Source organism: Staphylococcus sp. ZWU0021 (genome assembly GCF_000798895.1).
GTDB lineage: Bacteria > Bacillota > Bacilli > Staphylococcales > Staphylococcaceae > Staphylococcus > Staphylococcus saprophyticus.
In genome coordinates, this window is sequence record NZ_JTLN01000027.1 from 566,697 (window position 1) to 584,340 (window position 17,644).

Below are 17,644 nucleotides of genomic sequence, written 5' to 3' on the forward strand. Positions count from 1 at the left end.
TATGCAACTTACACCTTTCACAAGTTATTTGCATAAAATAGTGTAGCAGACACATTATTTGAATGCATCTGCTACTAGTTTACTATATTAAACGACTAACATATAATTCACAAAACAATTTGCTCTATTTATATTTAGTTACGCTTCTGAGTCATCTTTAGATGGTTCTACTAATTTAGCTTCATCAACTAATAAGTCGATAACTTTTTGAATACGTACATCATTTTTAACGATATCCGTATTACCTAGTGTTTGTTTAATATCTTCTACTGAAATATTAAATTGTTCACTCATTTTTTCTAATTCTTTATCGATATCATCATCTGAAACTTCAATATCTTCTGCATCAGCGATAGCAGTTAATGTTAAGTTTGTTTTAACACGTTCTTCTGCATCGTCTTTCATTTGTTCTCTTAATTGTGATTCATCTTGACCAGAAATTTGGAAATAAGTTTCTAAATTAAGACCTTGTTGTTGCATACGTTGTCCAAATTCTTGAACCATGCGATCTAACTCAGTATTAATCATTGCATCTGGAACATCAATTGAAGCATTGTTTGCTGCTTTGTTAATTGCTTCTTCTTTTTGATTGTTTTCAGCATCTGTTTCTTTTTGTTCAGTTAGACGTTTACGTAAGTTTTCTTTATATTCATCAACAGTGTTTGCTTCTGAATCTAATTCGTTAGCAATTTCATCTGTTAATTCTGGAACATCTTTATATTTAATTTCATTAACTTTTGTTTTGAATGTAGCTTCTTTACCAGCTAATTCTTCAGCATGGTATTCTTCTGGGAATGTAACGTTAACATCTTTTTCTTCACCAGTTTTAACACCTACTAATTGTTCTTCGAATCCTGGAATAAATGAACCTGAACCAATTTCAAGATCGTAGCCTTCAGCTTGTCCACCTTCAAATTGTTCTCCATCAACATAGCCATCAAAGTCAATGTTAACTGTGTCGCCATTTTCAATAGCGCCATCTTCTTTAACAACCATTTCTGCTAAATGACCTAATTGATGATCAATTGATTCTTGTAATTCTTCATCAGTTAATTCAACATCTTGTTTTTCAACTTCTAAACCTTTGTAGTCACCTAATTGAACTTCTGGTTCTACAACAACATTAGCTTCAAATGTCATTTCTTTACCTTTTTCAATTGATGTTACATTGATTTCTGGTTGGTCAACTGGTTTAATTCCAGTTTCGTCAATAGCTTCACCATAAGCTTCTGGTAATAAGATATCAACTGCATCTTGATATAAAGCTTCTACACCAAAGCGTTGTTCAAAAATTGGACGTGGAACTTTCCCTTTACGAAAGCCAGGTACATTGATTTGTTTAACTACTTTTTTGAAAGCTTGATCAATTGCTTTGTCTACTTTTTCTGCTGGAACTGTAACGCTTAATACACCTTCGTTACCTTCCTTTTTTTCCCAAGTTGCTGTCATGTATAAAAACCTCCATGATTATCCTATTTTATTTTTTCAACTTCACTATTATAGCATAGGACTATTCACTACACAAACCCTGTGCTTATAACATTTTATTTTCCTGTGAAATTGAAATTATTTGCTTTATTATAACACTATTTTTTACAATTACCCGAAATACAAATGATTAATTATTCAATTTATCTATTTCAGTAATAAATTGAATGGCCGCATTAGACTCATCTAATGATTCTAAACCTATCATCGCTTTAAAGTAATTTGTATATGCCTCAACCCAAACATCTATATGAGCGATTCGCTCGATATCCAATGGATAAAATAAAATGGCATGATTATTCATTAAATGAAGCGCTTCTTCTATCAATTGCGCAGCATCTTCTTCAATGTGCTGAATCACATTTGGAATGATGTTAAGTTTAAATTCAGTATGTTCTAATCCTGGTAATTTGCTAGGTATAACAGACATGTCAAAATTGTATTTTATTATATCTATCTCTTGATCATATTCTGCAAAACGTAAATATTCAAGCATGATACTTAACACATTAGGTGTGAGAGTAACATGCTCAATAATATTCACAACCGTATTTTTATAGCTGAACTGACTATAATCAATTAATGTAAGTATCGTATTAATTTGATCACGAAGTGAAATTGAGTCGAAATCTTGAAGCATTTTGGTAGCATGTTCATTATGGCTATCTATTTGACTCATTGCATATTCTTTAATCGGGAACAATTCCATTCTAGTTCTATGGTCATTAACTTCATCTATAATTTGATTGATGACTTCTACTACTTGAAAATACTGTCCCAAGCCGTTTAAACTTTTCACATAATAAACCATTAAATCATCATACTTTGTCGTTCCTTGCTTAAGTAAAATAATGGCCTCTTCACGTAATTCTAGAAAATGCTGCATATTATATAACATTGAACATTTTAATAAAGCCATTTGTTCATCTAATTCGAAGTGTTCTTCAAAGTCTTCAAACAATTGATACATTTGCTCTAAATCATTGCTATTAAACGATTGCTTAATTTCTCTAATCAGTTTTTCTTTTGATCGAGGAAAAGGAATGACATCGGACATCTTTATACACCCCTACTGTTTAGCTTGTAATATTAAAGCGCTCCATGATTCAAATTCATCATAGTTATCAATTTTACTTTGATCTACCCATTTTATTCTCAATGTGTCGGTTTCTTTTGATTCTACATCATTACTATTTACATTGATTTTAAAGACGACACCTAGATGTACTTCGCCTACTTCATTCGTGTCATCATTGATGAAACCGATGTAAGCTAAATTCTGAGATTTGCTATCAGATAAACCAACTTCTTCTTCTAATTCTCTTTGAGCATTAACTCTCAACACTTCATTTATAGATTCAGCACCCTTAACATCATTCATATGACCACCAACACCGATTGACGATTGACCATGTAAACGTGCCTCTCCACCACCAGACAAACGTTCATAAACTAAAATTTCATCATGTTCATTTTCTAATATGCAATATGAAATTAATTGTTTGTATGATGGGTCTTCTTCCATATCACCGCGTCGTTTTATCTCATATTTTGAAAGTGTGTCAAAAATATCTTGACCTTTTGTAGTATTTTTATCTAAGAAACCATTAAATTTATTTTTTTCATTATCAAATAAAATTGTTCTTGGAACTACTGTTATCATTTCATCAAATTTAGACATTAGTTTCTCCTTCATATATGACTTCTTCATTATTTTATCAAACCGTAGTTATTTATCAAAATGATTATTCAAAATCATATTGTAGATTGTTAATATAACTTTAGAAATTACAAAAATTAATTTGCTATGTATTTTAATCTCATTCATTAAATTTAAGACAACAAGAGAAAAGTTGAATTTTCATTGTTTAACTTTTCTAGAATTAAATTGAAACGAATCGATAAACATAAATGATCTCCAATATAGAGATTGCATTTCAACCATCTTTTGTCCTATATGACAAAGAGTCTGAGACAATAATTCATGTCCCAGACTCTACTTGATTATTATTTTAAAGCATCTTTTGCTTTAGCTACTAATTCACCAAAAGCTTTTTCATCTGAAATTGCAATTTCAGAAAGCATTTTACGGTTGATATCAATTTCAGCTTTTTTCAAACCATTCATTAATCTTGAATAGCTCATGTCATGTTGACGAGCTGCTGCATTGATACGTGTAATCCATAATTTACGGAAATCACGTTTTCTTTGACGACGGTCACGGAATGCATATTGACCTGATTTCATAACTTGTTGTTTTGCTACTTTATATAATGTACGTTTTGAACCGAAGTAACCTTTAGCTAATTTAATCGTCTTTTTACGACGCGCTCTTGTTACTGTTCCACCTTTAACTCGTGGCATAATAAATTCCTCCTCTAAATATGTTCGATCTTATCTTTTTTATATCGTTAATTATTTTTTATAAGCTAATAATTGTTTTACACGTTTCATATCTGATTTGCTTACTAATGAAGCTTTACGTAATTTACGTTTTTGTTTAGTACTCTTGTTTGCAAATAAGTGAGATGTGAAAGCTCTAGAACGTTTTAATTTACCTGAACCAGTTCTTTTAACACGTTTAGCTGCTCCACGGTGTGTTTTCATTTTAGGCATGATTCATTTCCTCCTGTAATATCGATTATTATTTTTCGTTAATTGGACTTAACATGATGAACATTTGACGTCCATCCATTTTAGGTCTTTGTTCAACTGTAGCGATGTCTTTGCATTGTTCTGCAAATTTTTCTAATACACGTTGACCAATTTCTTTATGCGTAATTGCACGACCTCTGAAACGAATTGAAACTTTACATTTATCGCCTTTTTCTAAGAACTTACGTCCATTTTTCAATTTTGTTTGGAAATCGTGTTCCTCAATTGTTGGACTTAAACGAATTTCTTTAAGGTTGATTGTTTTTTGTTTCTTTTTCATTTCTTTTTCTTTTTTCTGTTGTTCAAATTTGTATTTACCGTAATCCATAATTCTAGCAACAGGTGGTTTAGCGTTTGGAGCCATAATGACTACATCTAAACCAACGCGTTCCGCCATTTCTAGTGCTTCATTTTTAGTTTTAACACCAATTTGTTCTCCGTCTTGACCGATTAAGCGTAATTCTTTTGCACGAATCTTTTCGTTAACTTGAGTTTGATCTTTTGCTATGGTTGACACCTCCAAGATTTTTACGAAATTATCCCAAGCAAAAAGAGCGAGTATATAATATACCCGCTCTTCTCTACACATGAAATTAACATGTATATATAAGACCTGCCAACTGCCTATAGCGTCGCAACAGGTGAGAAGCGGGAGCTTCTACTTGGTTCGTTTCGTATTCAACGTTACCTATCTTATCAATAATACATATACAAGTCAATAGCTTTTTATTATTTATTAATTTCTTCCATATCAACATCTTGTCGTAAGTTCACTTTTTCCAATGGAACCATTTTCGTTTTATATCTCACTTTATGATAAATGAAGAACGCCAAGAATACTGGAATTCCCATATAAGTGATAACAAACCTGTTAAGGTCAAAGTCACCTGTTTTAATAAAATCTACATCTTGTCCAATAATAACTAATACACACAAGATACCAGCAAATATAGGTCCAAATGGGAATAATTTCGCTTTATATTTCAATTTAGACTTATCATAATCTTGTTTATCAAATGCTTTTCTAAATCTATAATGACTCACAGCTATACCTACCCATGCGATGAAACCAGTCATACCACTCGCAGCTACGATATATTCATATGCATCACCACTCAAGTGTTGCAATATAAATATGCCTATAACTATGATTGCTGTAACGATTAAAGATACATAAGGAACACCGCTTTTATTTGTTTTACCAAATATAGGGTATGCCAGTTTATCTTTACTCATTGAATAAAGCATTCTAGTTGAAGCATACATACCTGAGTTACCTGCAGAAAGCACTGAAGTTAAAATGACTGCATTCATGAATGACGCAGCAAATGCTAAGCCTGCATTTTGGAATACTAATGTAAATGGTGAAGTAGAAATATCATCTCCGCCGCCCATTAACGCTGAACTATCGTAAGGTATTAGCATACCGATTACAAATATAGCAAGTATATAAAAGATTAATATTCTCCAAAATACTTGTTTAATTGCTTTTGGAACTGCGCGTTCTGGATTTTCAGATTCACCAGCAGTAATACCAATCAATTCTGTACCTTGGAATGAGAAACCTGCCACTAAGAACACACCTAAAATAGTAAGTAAACTACCTCCAAGACCGTCACCTAAAATAGGTCCACCGCCTTTAGTAAATGTATCAAAGCCTACAAATTCGCCTCCCATAATACCTAGAATCGTTAATAGACCAATTGCAATGAAAATAATTACAGTAACTACTTTAATTAACGCGAACCAATATTCACTTTCGCCATAAACTCGTACAGATAATGCATTAAGTCCAAAAATAATAATTAAAAAGAGACAACTCCAACTCCAAGCCGGAATACCAGATAACGGCGTCCAATATTGAATAACTTGCGCAGCTATTGTAACATCGGCAGCAACAGTAATTACCCAGTTAAACCAGTAGTTCCATCCCAATGCAAATCCTAATGAAGGATCTACAAAGCGTGTAGCATATGTACTAAACGATCCAGATACAGGTAAATACGTCGCCATCTCTCCTAATGAAGTCATAAGAAAGAAGACCATTGCTCCAATGATTGCATATGCTAAAAGCGCACCAAGTGCACCAGCATCGTGGATCGCACCACCGGAAGTCATGAATAGTCCTGTTCCAATACAACCCCCAATAGCAATCATGGAAATATGACGGTCTTTCAACCCTCTTTTAATCCCAGTGTTTTGATTTTCTTGATTTGCCATAGAAGCTCCCTTTCTTTAAATTTAGAGGCTAACTTTCTATATGATTAATCCAATACGTTTATAGTAAAACATTGTCATCTGTATTCAGTATATCCATTACACATGACTTCATATTTTCGCTCTATCCCGTTAATGTATTTTCAATAATCATTAAACCAAAACAAAATGGTTGCATACCCATTAGATATGCAACCATTTTAATAATAGCATTTATATAGGTAGCACATCACATATGTGACAGTCCAGTTTCTTTCGATAACTGTCCCAACCTGTATTGTAAATGGTCAATACAGGTTTCGGCATTTTCACCTTTCATGCATTCAACATATGCCCCATCTGGCTTCTGAATCATTACTCTTTAAAAACGCAACCTCTAACTCAAATTTAATTTTTTTATTACTCACTAAACTGTAATATACATGATTTTAACAATAGTTTCAAGACTATCTTTGTTTTTTCAATCTGATTTCATCAACTAAGTTCCAAATAAATTCATCTTTTTCAAGCGTTTCTTGATCTTGGGAACCATATTTTCTAACATTTACTTCTTTGTTTTCAACTTCTTTGTCACCAACGACTAGTTGATATGGGATTTTTTGCATTTGTGCTTCTCTAATTTTATAACCCATCTTTTCATTACGATCATCAATCTCTACACGTACACCTTGAGATTTTAGTTCATCTTGAATAAGTCTTGCATAATCATAATGTAAGTCAACATTAACTGGAATAATTTCTACTTGTTTTGGTGCTAACCAAGTTGGAAAGGCACCTTTAGTTTCTTCCGTTAAGAACGCTACGAAACGTTCCATAGTTGATACAACACCACGGTGAATAACTACGGGTCTATGCTGTTCGCCGTCATTACCTATATAAGTCAATTCAAATTTTTGTGGTAATAAGAAATCAAGTTGCGCTGTAGATAAAGTTTCTTCTTTTCCCATCGCTGTTTGAACTTGTACATCTAGTTTAGGACCGTAGAATGCCGCTTCACCGATGGCTTCTTCATAGTCTAATCCTAGTTCATCAACCGCTTCTTTTAACATACTTTCAGCTTTAATCCACATCTCATCGTCATCAAAGTATTTCTCTTTATCTTCTGGATCTCTATAACTTAAACGGAAGCTATAATTCTCAAAATTAAAGTCATTATAAACATCTATAATTAAATTAACTACGCGTTTAAACTCTTCTTTGATTTGATCTGGACGAACAAAAATATGCGCATCATTTAAAGTCATACCACGAACACGTTGCAATCCTGAAACCGCACCACTTGCTTCATAACGGTGCATTGTACCAAGTTCAGCAATTCTAATTGGTAGTTCACGATATGAATGCGGTTTATTAGCATAAATCATCATATGATGTGGACAGTTCATCGGTCTTAATACCATTTTTTCATATTCATCTAATTTCATTGTCGGGAACATATCTTCTTGATAATGATCCCAGTGTCCAGATGTTTTATATAAATCAACGTTTGCCATTACTGGTGTATAAACGTGATCGTAACCCATACTCACTTCTTTATCTACGATATAACGTTCAATTTCACGACGGATTGTTGCACCATTAGGCAACCATAGTGGTAAACCTGCGCCTACTAACGGATTATTAGAAAAGAGTTCTAACTCTTTACCAATTTTACGATGGTCACGTTCTTTTCTTTCTTCAAGCATTTGCAAATGGGCTTTTAAATCTTTTTTATCAAAGAAAGCTGTACCATAGATACGTTGCAACATTTTATTATTGCTATCGCCACGCCAATAAGCACCCGCAGTTGATAACAATTTGAATTCTTTAATTTTTGAAGTTGATGGTACATGGACCCCACGACATAAATCAGTAAATTCTCCTTGTGTATACAATGTCACATTTTCATCTTCTGGAATCGCATCAATTAATTCTTGTTTATACGGATCATCTGAGAAAAAAGCTTTTGCTTCATTACGTGACACAACTTTGCGCTCAATTGGATAATTTTCGTTCGCAATTTGTTTCATTGTTTTTTCAATTTTTTCAAAATCATCCGATGAGATACTTTCTTCCATATCAAAGTCATAGTAGAAACCACCTTCAATAACAGGTCCAACACCAAAATGAACCTCACCATACAAACGTTTTAATGCTTGCGCCATTAAATGTGCTGTAGAATGACGTAAAACTTCCAACGCTTCATCTGAACCAGGTGTCACGATTTCAATATCTCCATCACTTTCAATAGGTCTAGTTAAATCAATTAATTGTCCATTCAACTTGCCTGCCACAGCTTTTTTTCTTAATCCTGGGCTGATGGATTGTGCGATATCTTCAGTTGTTGTTCCTTTGTCAAATTCCTTTGTATTACCGTCTGGAAATTTAATTTTAATTTGATCCATGTCACATTCCTCCTATTTTTTTCAAGCTCTTAAATCTTTACGAATCACCCTATGTTACTACTCAAAAACACAAAAAGACCTCATCCCAAAAAAGGGACGAGGTCTTCGTGGTACCACCCTAAATTAAAGTTATTCAACAAAAATATTGCATAATAACTTTACTCTACATAAGATAACGGTCTTGAGCCGGATGTTTATTACAACATCATTGACGAAGTAGTAATCAATAAATATACCTACCAATTCTCAACAAACATTGGTTCTCTGTGAGGTATCCATTTATTCATCTTGTCTCCGTATTATTTCGTAAGATTTAGATTTAATTATATTATACAACATTTATTTCAAATTTCAATCATTCCGGTAATTTTTTCCTTCTAGATAATACGGTATAGAAAGTGTTTTAATTCGCTCCATAATTCTGGCAGCTTTTGTCTTTTCAGTGCCGTCTCTCGTAACTGAAAGATGATATTCTAATTCTTCGAAACTTAAATTTGAACTGAAGAAAGTTGGCAGTTCTTGAACCATTCTATAATGTAAGAGCGGGCCAATGACTTCGTCTCTTGCCCATGGTGTAATTTCTTCAGCACCAATATCATCCAACATGAGTATATTCGCTTCTCTGACTCTTTGAAGTTTAGACTCAAAACTACCGTCTTTAAATCCGCCTTTTAACGAACGAATAAACTCTGGTAAATAAACGATGGTCGATGATATTTTTTCAGTTTTCAATTGATTCGCTATAGCACCTAATATAAAAGATTTCCCCGTTCCAAATGGCCCGTGTAGATATAAACCTTTCACTTGCGATTCGTGATTTGTAATTTTGTCGCAGATTTGGTTTGCAGCCATAGCAACATCTAATCTATCTCTTCTGTCCATATAAATATCTTCCAACTTAGCATCTAGTGTGTCGCGTTGCATGTGATGGGATGTAATCAAATGTGCATTAAACTTTTCTTCATCATGTTTGATTTTGCAAGGACAAGGTAAATAGCGAATCTTTATATGATTATTTTCAATGTACAATTCAGGTATGTGTCCTTTAACAAAATTGGGACAATCTTTATAAGCATGACCATCATAATGCTTTTCTTGGTCTTTATATTCTTGCAAAATATTTAAATCTTCATCAATCATTGCATTGGTCAATTCGGACTTATGTGTCTCTAAAAATTGTTTGACGTCTGGATCTTTGACGACATCTTTTTTGATTTTTTCGATGCGTTTTGATAAATCATTTGATTCACCCATAATATGGTTGAAAGATTTCATTTATTGTCCTCCTTCCATCTATTTTTTAATTGATTAAGAAATTGTTCTCTATCTTTTTTTAATTTCTCATCATCTTCATCTTTGGATGGTTCATTCGATTGCTTATTATCGCGTTCTTCTAACCATTTTGGTGTCATTTCTCTGGAAGCTAATTGTTTCTGTTTATAATTACGTTTATTAGATTGGTTTTCTTTCTTAGGCTGATTTACTTTCACGGCGTATTGATATGCTTGTTCTGCTGTTTTAATGCCTTTTTTCTTCCAATTAGATGCAATCTCAAATATATAGGATTTAGGCAGCTTCATATCTTCTTTTAACATTACAAACTGCAATAGAATATTAATAACGCCAAATGATAAATGTTCACGTTCAATCAGTTCTTCAATCATATATTTTTGTTGGGTAGTTGGTTCAGACTCTGACCATGATGCAAGCATATCAATAGGACTTGTTTCCTCCAATTGTTTAAGCCAACTATCATTTTCACTTTCAGTTTCCACTGGTTGATTCTCTAGTTTAGTTTCACTATCCGCTTCTGTTTTAACATTTAGTGTAGGCAATTGTTGTTCATGCTCCATTAAATAATACGTTCTTGCATGTTTACGCAATTCTTCAAATGACAATTCTTGTGCACTTGTGATGGATTTTAATATGATGCGTTTCATTGCTTCAGGTGTCAATCCATATAATGTAGCAATTTGTGTGATTAATATTTTAGCATCTTTATCAATTATTTTTGCACTTATAAAATGGCTTTGTAATAAATCGTAAAGTGTCTCAAAATCAAACTGAACTTGACTTAAGTTTAAACCAGTATATGCTGTTTCTTTTATTTCTATACCATCATTTTCCACCGTTTTATTTGGCACTTTAAATACATCAGTGAACGTACGAGTCACATCTTGATATTGACTATAATCAATACGCTGATCACTCTCGAAATGCCGTTTGAGTTGTTGATAACGTTGTTTACTTACCTCACTATATAAATAAACAGATAACATAGGGTCGTTAAAAAATTGTTTCGCAGAAGGTGGTTGAATCAAATCATAAATAAACGATGAATGTTGTGCACTGTGATTAACATATGATTTAACAAGGCCTGTACCTTCTAACAAATCCATTTCTTTTCTGAATTCCAACAAATTTATTTTTAATTCACTCATTATAATATAGTGAGTTAAAACAGTATCAGAACCAACTTCCGCAAATTGATTCAAGTAATGATATAAACCAATCGCATTCATACCAATCATGGGCGTAAACAATCTATTTAATATTTCTAAATGGTTATTATTTAAATTAAAATCACGAACAACATTGAAATTATCATGTGGTCTCAAACCATAATCGTAGGATTGTAACCCCATTAAGAATCACTCCGTTTATTTTCAGCTAAAATACCTTGCATAGATTGTAGTAACTGGTCTACATCCTTAAATTCCTTGTATACAGATGCAAATCTTACATACGATACTTGATCTACATGCATCAATAAATTCATAACATGTTCACCAATTTCTCTTGATGAAATTTCAGCACGACCCTCATCACGTAATTTCCATTCGACATTATTTGTAATGTCTTCTAATTGTTCATATCGTACTGGTCTTTTCTCACATGAACGAACTAAACCATTTAATATTTTTTCTCGTAAAAATTGCTCACGTGTACCGTCTTTTTTAACTACGATGAGTGGTCTTTTTTCTATATGTTCAAAAGTAGTGAACCTTGTTTCACACTCTTCACATTCTCTTCTACGTCGAATCGCATTAACTTCATCTGCATGTCTAGAGTCCACAACACGAGAATGAGTCGAATTACATTTCGGGCATTTCATCGAATTATCACCCTCTCTTTTTGATTACCTTACATTATACTATAAATATGCAAGTCACAAAAGATTCGCTATTACACTATATCTATATCGTATAGCATAATTCAAAAGAAACGCCGTATAATTAAGATTTATTAACTTTAAAGCTAATATTAACGAAGAAATAATAATAAAATTAAAAACGCCTCGTAATATAGTTTATAAATTAACAACTATGTTACGAAACGTTTTAGATAATTATTTTTAAAATTTGTAATCGCTATTTTTGAAAATTAATTTGCTACAGCTGCAACATCGTTTTTAAGTAATTGTCCAATTTGTGTGGCAACATCAACTACTCTATTAGAATAGCCCCATTCATTGTCATACCATGCAATCACTTTAACTTTATTATCTCCCATTACCATTGTACTTTGTGTATCGATAATGGCCGAATGTGGATTCGTGTTAAAGTCCATTGAAACGAGTGGTGCATCTTCGGTAGAAATGACACCTTGTAAATCATTCGCTTCAAAAGCTTCGTTCACTTGTGCTGCTGTTACATTTTCATTTAAATCAACCACTAAATCAACGAGTGATACATTTTTTGTAGGTACGCGTAAAGCCATTCCATGTAATTTCCCTTCTAATTCTGGCAATACTTCTTTCAATGCTTTAGCAGCACCAGTTGAAGTTGGAATAATACTTTCATTACATGAACGTGCACGTCTTAAATCTTTATGTGGATTATCAATATTATTTTGGTCATTGGTAATGGCATGTACAGTTGTCATCAAGCCATTTTGGATACCAAATTGATCATTTAATACCTTTGCAACCGGACCGATACAGTTTGTAGTACATGAAGCGTTGCTAAAAATATCATATTTCTCAATATCTAATTGGTCATTATTAACGCCTTTGACAATCATTTGTACATCTCCACCCTTAGATGGACCTGTTAACAATACTTTTTTAGCACCAGCTTTAATATGTGCTATCGCTTTATCTCCGTGGTTAAATTTACCTGTTGCTTCTATTGCAACATCTATATCTAATTGCTTCCATGGTAAATTTTCAGGATTTCTATCAGAAACTAATTGAATTTCGTGATCATCAACTTTAATTCCCGATTCTATTGGCTCTACTTTAAAATCATAAACGCCATGTGTTGTATCATAATTTATTAGATGTGCAATTGTTTCCGGTGGGTAACTCGCATTTATCGCCACTACATTTAAATCTTTATTTTTTAGTGCGATTCTCAACACCATTCTACCTATTCTACCCATTCCGTTAATTGCTATATTTGTCGTCATTCGAAGCACCCCTCGTCTTAGTGTTATACTTTATGGAAATAGTATAACATAAATATTTATTTAGGAAAGCGTTTTCTATAATAAATTTAAAAACTTTAGCATTAAGGCTTTTATGTTTTCTAATATTAATCAGTAAGATTTTCGTATATATCCTATTCTCACTTATGTATTTCCTTAAATATTAATAATAAAAACACTTAAGTTATTAGAACGTCTCTTATATAAAAACCACCCAATTATCAAAGATAATTGGGTGGTTGTAATCACTTTTATTAAAGTACATCTTCAGAATGACTCTCTATATAGCCTTCTTCTAATAATAAATTTTCTAAATTTTGTTTTAGTTCTAATTTTGTATCACGATTATCTATTTCATGGTCTGCCATTCTACGTTTTTTATCTATAGAAATTTGACTATAAACACGTGCTTTCGCTTCTTCCATTGAAATATTATTTCGTTCCATCAATCTATCGATTTGTATACTTTCTGAAGTATATACTAACCAGACTTCATCGACAGTATCTTGTAAATTATTCTCAAATAATAATGGAATATCCATAATGACATGATAACCTTCGCTTAAGTATTGTGCTTTTTCTTTTTCCATAATTTCTCGCACAATAGGATGTACGATTTCATTTAATTCTAATCTCTTTTCAGGTTGATTAAATACTACTTCGCCTACATAAGCTCTATTCATTTCACCATTTTCATCAATAGCTTGCTCACCAAAGGCTTCTTTCACACGTTCTAGGCCTTTTGTACCTTTTTCTACTGCTTGACGTGATGCAATATCTGCATCTACGATTTTAAAACCATGTGCACTTAATAGTTCTGATACCGTAGATTTACCTGATGCGATACCACCAGTTAGTCCTATAACTTTCGGCATATTCTCACTCTTCCTTTATTGTTGACAAGTTGGACAAAAATGACTATTTCTCGTTGCAATTACTTGTGTTGCAATGTCATCGCCACAAACTTTACAAACTTTTTGTTTATATACGTTTAGGTGTTGCTGCATTGTACCTGTACTACCATCAGCATGACGGTAATCTGAAATGCTTGTTCCACCATATTTTATACCCGCTTCCAGTACTTCTCGAACATAATAGAATAACATTTCTCGTTCCTGATGATTTAAATCTTTTGGTAATCTAGCTGGATGAATACCTGATCTAAATAATGCCTCGCAAGCATATATATTTCCACATCCTGATATGACACGGTGGTCTAGAATCATTTGTTTGATTGGTTTATTTTGATATAACTTTTTATCAAACCAAGCCAAATAATGTGCCATAGCTTCTTTTTCAAAAGGTTCTGGGGCAATTTCTAAAAATGATGGGTAAGCTTCAAATGAAGCAACGTTTCTAATTTCACCAAAGCGTCTAATATCTGAATACACAAGTAATTTGTCATTATCTAATTTAAATATGACATGCCAGTGTTTGCGATAATTTGGCACACTAATATCTTCAAGCTTATCTACGACAAAAAATCCACCAGCCATACCTAAATGACTTATTAGAATTCGCTTATCTCCATCTTTTTCTAAATAGAAGACAATATACTTACTTCTTCGCTCAATATCAACAATCGTATAAAGCCTAGTGAATCGTTTAAAAGTATCAAGCTCCATACCTTTAACAATGGTTTCTCTATGATTCGCTTTTCCTTCTTGTACTTTATCAGAAAAGAGAATAGATTCTATTTTTTGCCCTTTTACAAATGGCTTAATGCCTCTTGTTACATGTTCTACTTCAGGTAATTCAGGCACTTGTTCACCTACTTTCTATTTTGCGTCATACCATGTCTTACCATAACTTGTTTCAACTTTGAGTGGTACGTCTAATGCCAATGCATTATCCATTATTTCTTCTATAAATTCACTAAAAGCCTCTACTTCATCTTTAGGTAATTCAAAAATTAATTCATCGTGTACTTGTAATAATAATTGCGCATGAAAATCAGTATGTTTAACTTCATTTACAAAATTAACCATTGCCAATTTGATAATATCTGCGGCACTGCCTTGTATCGGTGTATTCATAGCCGTTCTTTCCGCAAAACCACGTAAATTAAAGTTTCTACTAGTGATGTCCGGAATATAACGACGGCGATGTAATAGTGTCTCAACATAACCTTGCGCTTTACAATCTTTAACAATATCTTCCATATATTGTTTCACACCAGGGAAACTATCGAGATAATCATCAATAAACTGCTTTGCTTGTTTACGTGTAATACCTAAACTTTGACTTAACCCATAGTCGCTTATGCCATATACGATACCGAAATTTACTGCTTTCGCTTGTCTACGCATTAGACTATCAACTTCATCTGGCTGTACATTAAATACTTTCATAGCAGTTGCTGTATGAATATCTTCATCATTGATGAATGCTTGTTTCATGCTCTCATCTTGAGTAATATGTGCAAGTACACGTAATTCAATTTGCGAATAGTCAGCTGAGAAGATGACATTGTTATCGTCACTAGATTTAAATGCCTTTCTAATTCTTCGACCTTCTTCTAAGCGAATTGGAATATTTTGCAAGTTAGGATCTACAGATGACAATCTACCCGTTTGTGCAAGTGTTTGATTAAAACGCGTATGAATGCGATTATCTTCACTAATCACTTTTTGCAGTCCTTCTACATAAGTAGATTGTAGTTTTGATAATGTTCTGTACTCTAAAATATAGTCGATAATAGGATGTTGTCCTTGTAGTTGCTCCAGTACATCTACGGCCGTAGAATAACCTGTTTTAGTTTTTTTAATAACAGGTAATTCTAATGTTTCAAATAGTACCACGCCTAATTGTTTTGGTGAGTTAATATTAAATGATTCGCCAGCCGCGTTATAAATATTATTAATTAGTACATCAAGTTTCGCTTGAATTTCTTTTTCCATTTCTTGCAAATCGGTTGCTACTGTGTAAATGCCAGTTTCTTCCATTTCACTTAAAATACGTGCTAACGGTAATTCTAAATCATCTAATAAGTTAGTTTGATTATATTCTTCTAACTGCGCTTCCATTTTTGGTTTAGTTTTGTTAATTGCTTCGATAATCGTTCCAACGTGATGATCTAAAATATCATCCTCAGGTACATGTCTTTTTTTACCTTTACCAAAAACTTCTATACTTTCTTTCACATAATGTTGATCAAAATACGAAACCACAGAATTCACATCATCAATTGTGCGAGATGGATCGATAATATAACTCGCGAGCATAACATCAAAAACGATATGTTTAATAGCTATGTCTAAGCGATGTGCAACAATATATGATTTTTTAGCATCATAGACGATTTTTTCTGTCTTATCATTTTCTAACCAAGCTATCAATTCCGGATAGTCATGAACCTTATCCGCATCAATGACAACATGATTTGATCCATCATATAAAGCAAATTTCAAAATATCATCTTTCAAATAATTCGATCCATCTAATTCAAAATGAATAGTGGCTTCTGATAATTCATTAAAATCTACATTACTAAAATCCGATGTAATTTCAAGTTCTAATTCTTCAGCAGAAGTATGCGTGCCCTCTACATCGACTTGATCTAAAAGCTGCTTAAATTCAAGTTTTTTAAAGATATCAATTTTTGCTGTTGAATCAGGACTTTCAGGTAACTTCGTATCTGCTAAAGTGACTTCTATAGGGCTATCGCAGTTGATTGTAGCAAGTTCTTTACTCATTAAAGCATCAGATTTACTATTTTCTAGTTTTTCTTTTAATTTTTTACCAGACACTTCTTCAATATGATTATAAACATTTTCAACAGTAGAAAATTGCTTCAATAACTTGATTGCTGTTTTTTCACCAACCCCAGCCACGCCAGGAATATTATCTGATGCATCGCCCATCAATCCTTTCATATCAATGATTTGATTTGGGACTAAGCCATCATATTTTTCAGCAATAAATTCAGGCGTATAATGATCAACATCTGTTACGCCTTTTTTTGTGTAATAGATTGTTACATCATCTGTAGCTAACTGCGTCAAATCTCGATCACCTGTAACAATTATTGTTTCAAATTTTTCTGCATTTGCCTGTTTACTTAATGTTCCTATAATATCGTCAGCTTCATAATTGTCTAATTCGTATCGTTTAATTTGATACGCATCTAACAATTGTCTGACATATGGAAATTGTTCACTTAGTTCCGGTGGTGTTTTTTGACGTCCACCTTTATATTCACTATATTGTTCATGTCTAAATGTTGTTTTTCCTGCATCAAATGCAACAAGAAAATGTGTAGGCTGTTCTTCTTTAATTATTTTCTCAAGTAACATCGCAAAGCCATAAACAGCATTGGTATGTATACCTGCCTTATTTTGTAAAAGTGGTAAAGCATAAAAAGCTCTAAAGCTCAGACTGTTACCATCAATTAAGATTAATTTATTCAATGTTTTAACCTCCAACACATATTTATATTTATTTTAGCATAAAAAACTCCCGTAACTGTATTG

15 protein-coding genes, 1 riboswitch and 2 other annotated features are annotated in these 17,644 nt (G+C 32.8%); all 15 genes read right to left on the bottom strand.

From position 1 onward, the window contains the following. Window positions 1-138: 138 nt before the first annotated feature. A complete protein-coding gene (tig, locus tag L987_RS08165) occupies window positions 139-1,449 on the bottom strand; it encodes a trigger factor (protein ID WP_002483068.1) in 1,311 nt (436 codons plus the stop codon). Between the two features lie 169 nt (window positions 1,450-1,618). Further along, window positions 1,619-2,545, bottom strand: a complete 927-nt coding sequence (locus L987_RS08170) for a hypothetical protein (RefSeq protein ID WP_047504008.1) — start codon at window positions 2,543-2,545, stop codon at window positions 1,619-1,621. A 12-nt stretch (window positions 2,546-2,557) separates the two neighbouring features. Continuing rightward, on the bottom strand, window positions 2,558-3,169 hold the full coding sequence (locus tag L987_RS08175) for an NUDIX domain-containing protein (RefSeq protein ID WP_002483066.1): 612 nt from the start codon (window positions 3,167-3,169) through the stop codon (window positions 2,558-2,560). A gap of 326 nt (window positions 3,170-3,495) precedes the next feature. Next, a complete protein-coding gene (gene rplT, locus L987_RS08180) occupies window positions 3,496-3,852 on the bottom strand; it encodes a 50S ribosomal protein L20 (RefSeq protein WP_002483065.1) in 357 nt (118 codons plus the stop codon). Between the two features lie 51 nt (window positions 3,853-3,903). Then, window positions 3,904-4,104 (bottom strand): 50S ribosomal protein L35, encoded by a 201-nt coding sequence (gene rpmI / locus L987_RS08185; RefSeq protein WP_002483064.1) that lies wholly within the window; start codon window positions 4,102-4,104, stop codon window positions 3,904-3,906. Between the two features lie 28 nt (window positions 4,105-4,132). Beyond that, window positions 4,133-4,660: a translation initiation factor IF-3 gene (gene infC, locus L987_RS08190; RefSeq protein ID WP_002483063.1), complete on the bottom strand. Its 528-nt coding sequence runs from the start codon at window positions 4,658-4,660 to the stop codon at window positions 4,133-4,135. A 23-nt stretch (window positions 4,661-4,683) separates the two neighbouring features. Continuing rightward, window positions 4,684-4,813: a sequence feature (ribosomal protein L20 leader region), on the bottom strand. A gap of 59 nt (window positions 4,814-4,872) precedes the next feature. Beyond that, the gene (locus L987_RS08195) at window positions 4,873-6,363 is read right to left on the bottom strand and encodes an amino acid permease (protein WP_002483062.1); all 1,491 of its coding nucleotides are present in this window, start codon (window positions 6,361-6,363) and stop codon (window positions 4,873-4,875) included. Between the two features lie 211 nt (window positions 6,364-6,574). Then, window positions 6,575-6,747: riboswitch (Lysine riboswitch) on the bottom strand. A 59-nt stretch (window positions 6,748-6,806) separates the two neighbouring features. Further along, window positions 6,807-8,744, bottom strand: a complete 1,938-nt coding sequence (gene thrS, locus L987_RS08200; protein WP_047504011.1) for a threonine--tRNA ligase — start codon at window positions 8,742-8,744, stop codon at window positions 6,807-6,809. Window positions 8,745-8,833: 89 nt separating this feature from the next. Beyond that, window positions 8,834-9,048: a binding site (T-box leader), on the bottom strand. A gap of 47 nt (window positions 9,049-9,095) precedes the next feature. Continuing rightward, window positions 9,096-10,019: a primosomal protein DnaI gene (dnaI, locus tag L987_RS08205; protein WP_047504015.1), complete on the bottom strand. Its 924-nt coding sequence runs from the start codon at window positions 10,017-10,019 to the stop codon at window positions 9,096-9,098. After that, window positions 10,016-11,389 carry a replication initiation and membrane attachment family protein gene (locus L987_RS08210; protein WP_047504018.1) on the bottom strand — a complete coding sequence of 458 codons (1,374 nt, stop codon included), beginning with the start codon at window positions 11,387-11,389 and terminating at the stop codon, window positions 10,016-10,018. The genes dnaI and L987_RS08210 overlap by 4 nt, the downstream gene beginning before the upstream one ends. After that, a complete protein-coding gene (gene nrdR / locus L987_RS08215) occupies window positions 11,389-11,859 on the bottom strand; it encodes a transcriptional regulator NrdR (RefSeq protein ID WP_011302921.1) in 471 nt (156 codons plus the stop codon). Before nrdR ends, L987_RS08210 begins: the two co-directional genes overlap by 1 nt. 269 nt (window positions 11,860-12,128) lie before the next feature. Next, complete coding sequence (gene gap / locus L987_RS08220) at window positions 12,129-13,154, bottom strand: type I glyceraldehyde-3-phosphate dehydrogenase (protein ID WP_047504022.1); 1,026 nt, start codon at window positions 13,152-13,154, stop codon at window positions 12,129-12,131. Between the two features lie 272 nt (window positions 13,155-13,426). After that, window positions 13,427-14,047 carry a dephospho-CoA kinase gene (gene coaE / locus L987_RS08225; protein WP_002483056.1) on the bottom strand — a complete coding sequence of 207 codons (621 nt, stop codon included), beginning with the start codon at window positions 14,045-14,047 and terminating at the stop codon, window positions 13,427-13,429. A gap of 15 nt (window positions 14,048-14,062) precedes the next feature. Next, window positions 14,063-14,935, bottom strand: a complete 873-nt coding sequence (mutM, locus tag L987_RS08230; RefSeq protein WP_047504025.1) for a bifunctional DNA-formamidopyrimidine glycosylase/DNA-(apurinic or apyrimidinic site) lyase — start codon at window positions 14,933-14,935, stop codon at window positions 14,063-14,065. A gap of 15 nt (window positions 14,936-14,950) precedes the next feature. Then, window positions 14,951-17,581: a DNA polymerase I gene (gene polA / locus L987_RS08235; protein WP_047504029.1), complete on the bottom strand. Its 2,631-nt coding sequence runs from the start codon at window positions 17,579-17,581 to the stop codon at window positions 14,951-14,953. Between the last annotated feature and the right edge of the window lie 63 nt (window positions 17,582-17,644).

What these genes read in the sequence shown, in the direction of transcription:
- rplT (WP_002483065.1), bottom strand. Translation starts at nt 3,852, where the DNA reads ATGCCACGAGTTAAAGGTGGAACAGTAACAAGAGCGCGTCGTAAAAAG.
- thrS (WP_047504011.1), bottom strand. Translation starts at nt 8,744, where the DNA reads ATGGATCAAATTAAAATTAAATTTCCAGACGGTAATACAAAGGAATTT.
- L987_RS08195 (WP_002483062.1), bottom strand. Translation starts at nt 6,363, where the DNA reads ATGGCAAATCAAGAAAATCAAAACACTGGGATTAAAAGAGGGTTGAAA.
- coaE (WP_002483056.1), bottom strand. Translation starts at nt 14,047, where the DNA reads ATGCCGAAAGTTATAGGACTAACTGGTGGTATCGCATCAGGTAAATCT.
- tig (WP_002483068.1), bottom strand. Translation starts at nt 1,449, where the DNA reads ATGACAGCAACTTGGGAAAAAAAGGAAGGTAACGAAGGTGTATTAAGC.
- gap (WP_047504022.1), bottom strand. Translation starts at nt 13,154, where the DNA reads ATGACGACAAATATAGCAATTAACGGAATGGGTAGAATAGGTAGAATG.
- L987_RS08170 (WP_047504008.1), bottom strand. Translation starts at nt 2,545, where the DNA reads ATGTCCGATGTCATTCCTTTTCCTCGATCAAAAGAAAAACTGATTAGA.
- rpmI (WP_002483064.1), bottom strand. Translation starts at nt 4,104, where the DNA reads ATGCCTAAAATGAAAACACACCGTGGAGCAGCTAAACGTGTTAAAAGA.
- L987_RS08175 (WP_002483066.1), bottom strand. Translation starts at nt 3,169, where the DNA reads ATGTCTAAATTTGATGAAATGATAACAGTAGTTCCAAGAACAATTTTA.
- dnaI (WP_047504015.1), bottom strand. Translation starts at nt 10,019, where the DNA reads ATGAAATCTTTCAACCATATTATGGGTGAATCAAATGATTTATCAAAA.
- nrdR (WP_011302921.1), bottom strand. Translation starts at nt 11,859, where the DNA reads ATGAAATGCCCGAAATGTAATTCGACTCATTCTCGTGTTGTGGACTCT.
- L987_RS08210 (WP_047504018.1), bottom strand. Translation starts at nt 11,389, where the DNA reads ATGGGGTTACAATCCTACGATTATGGTTTGAGACCACATGATAATTTC.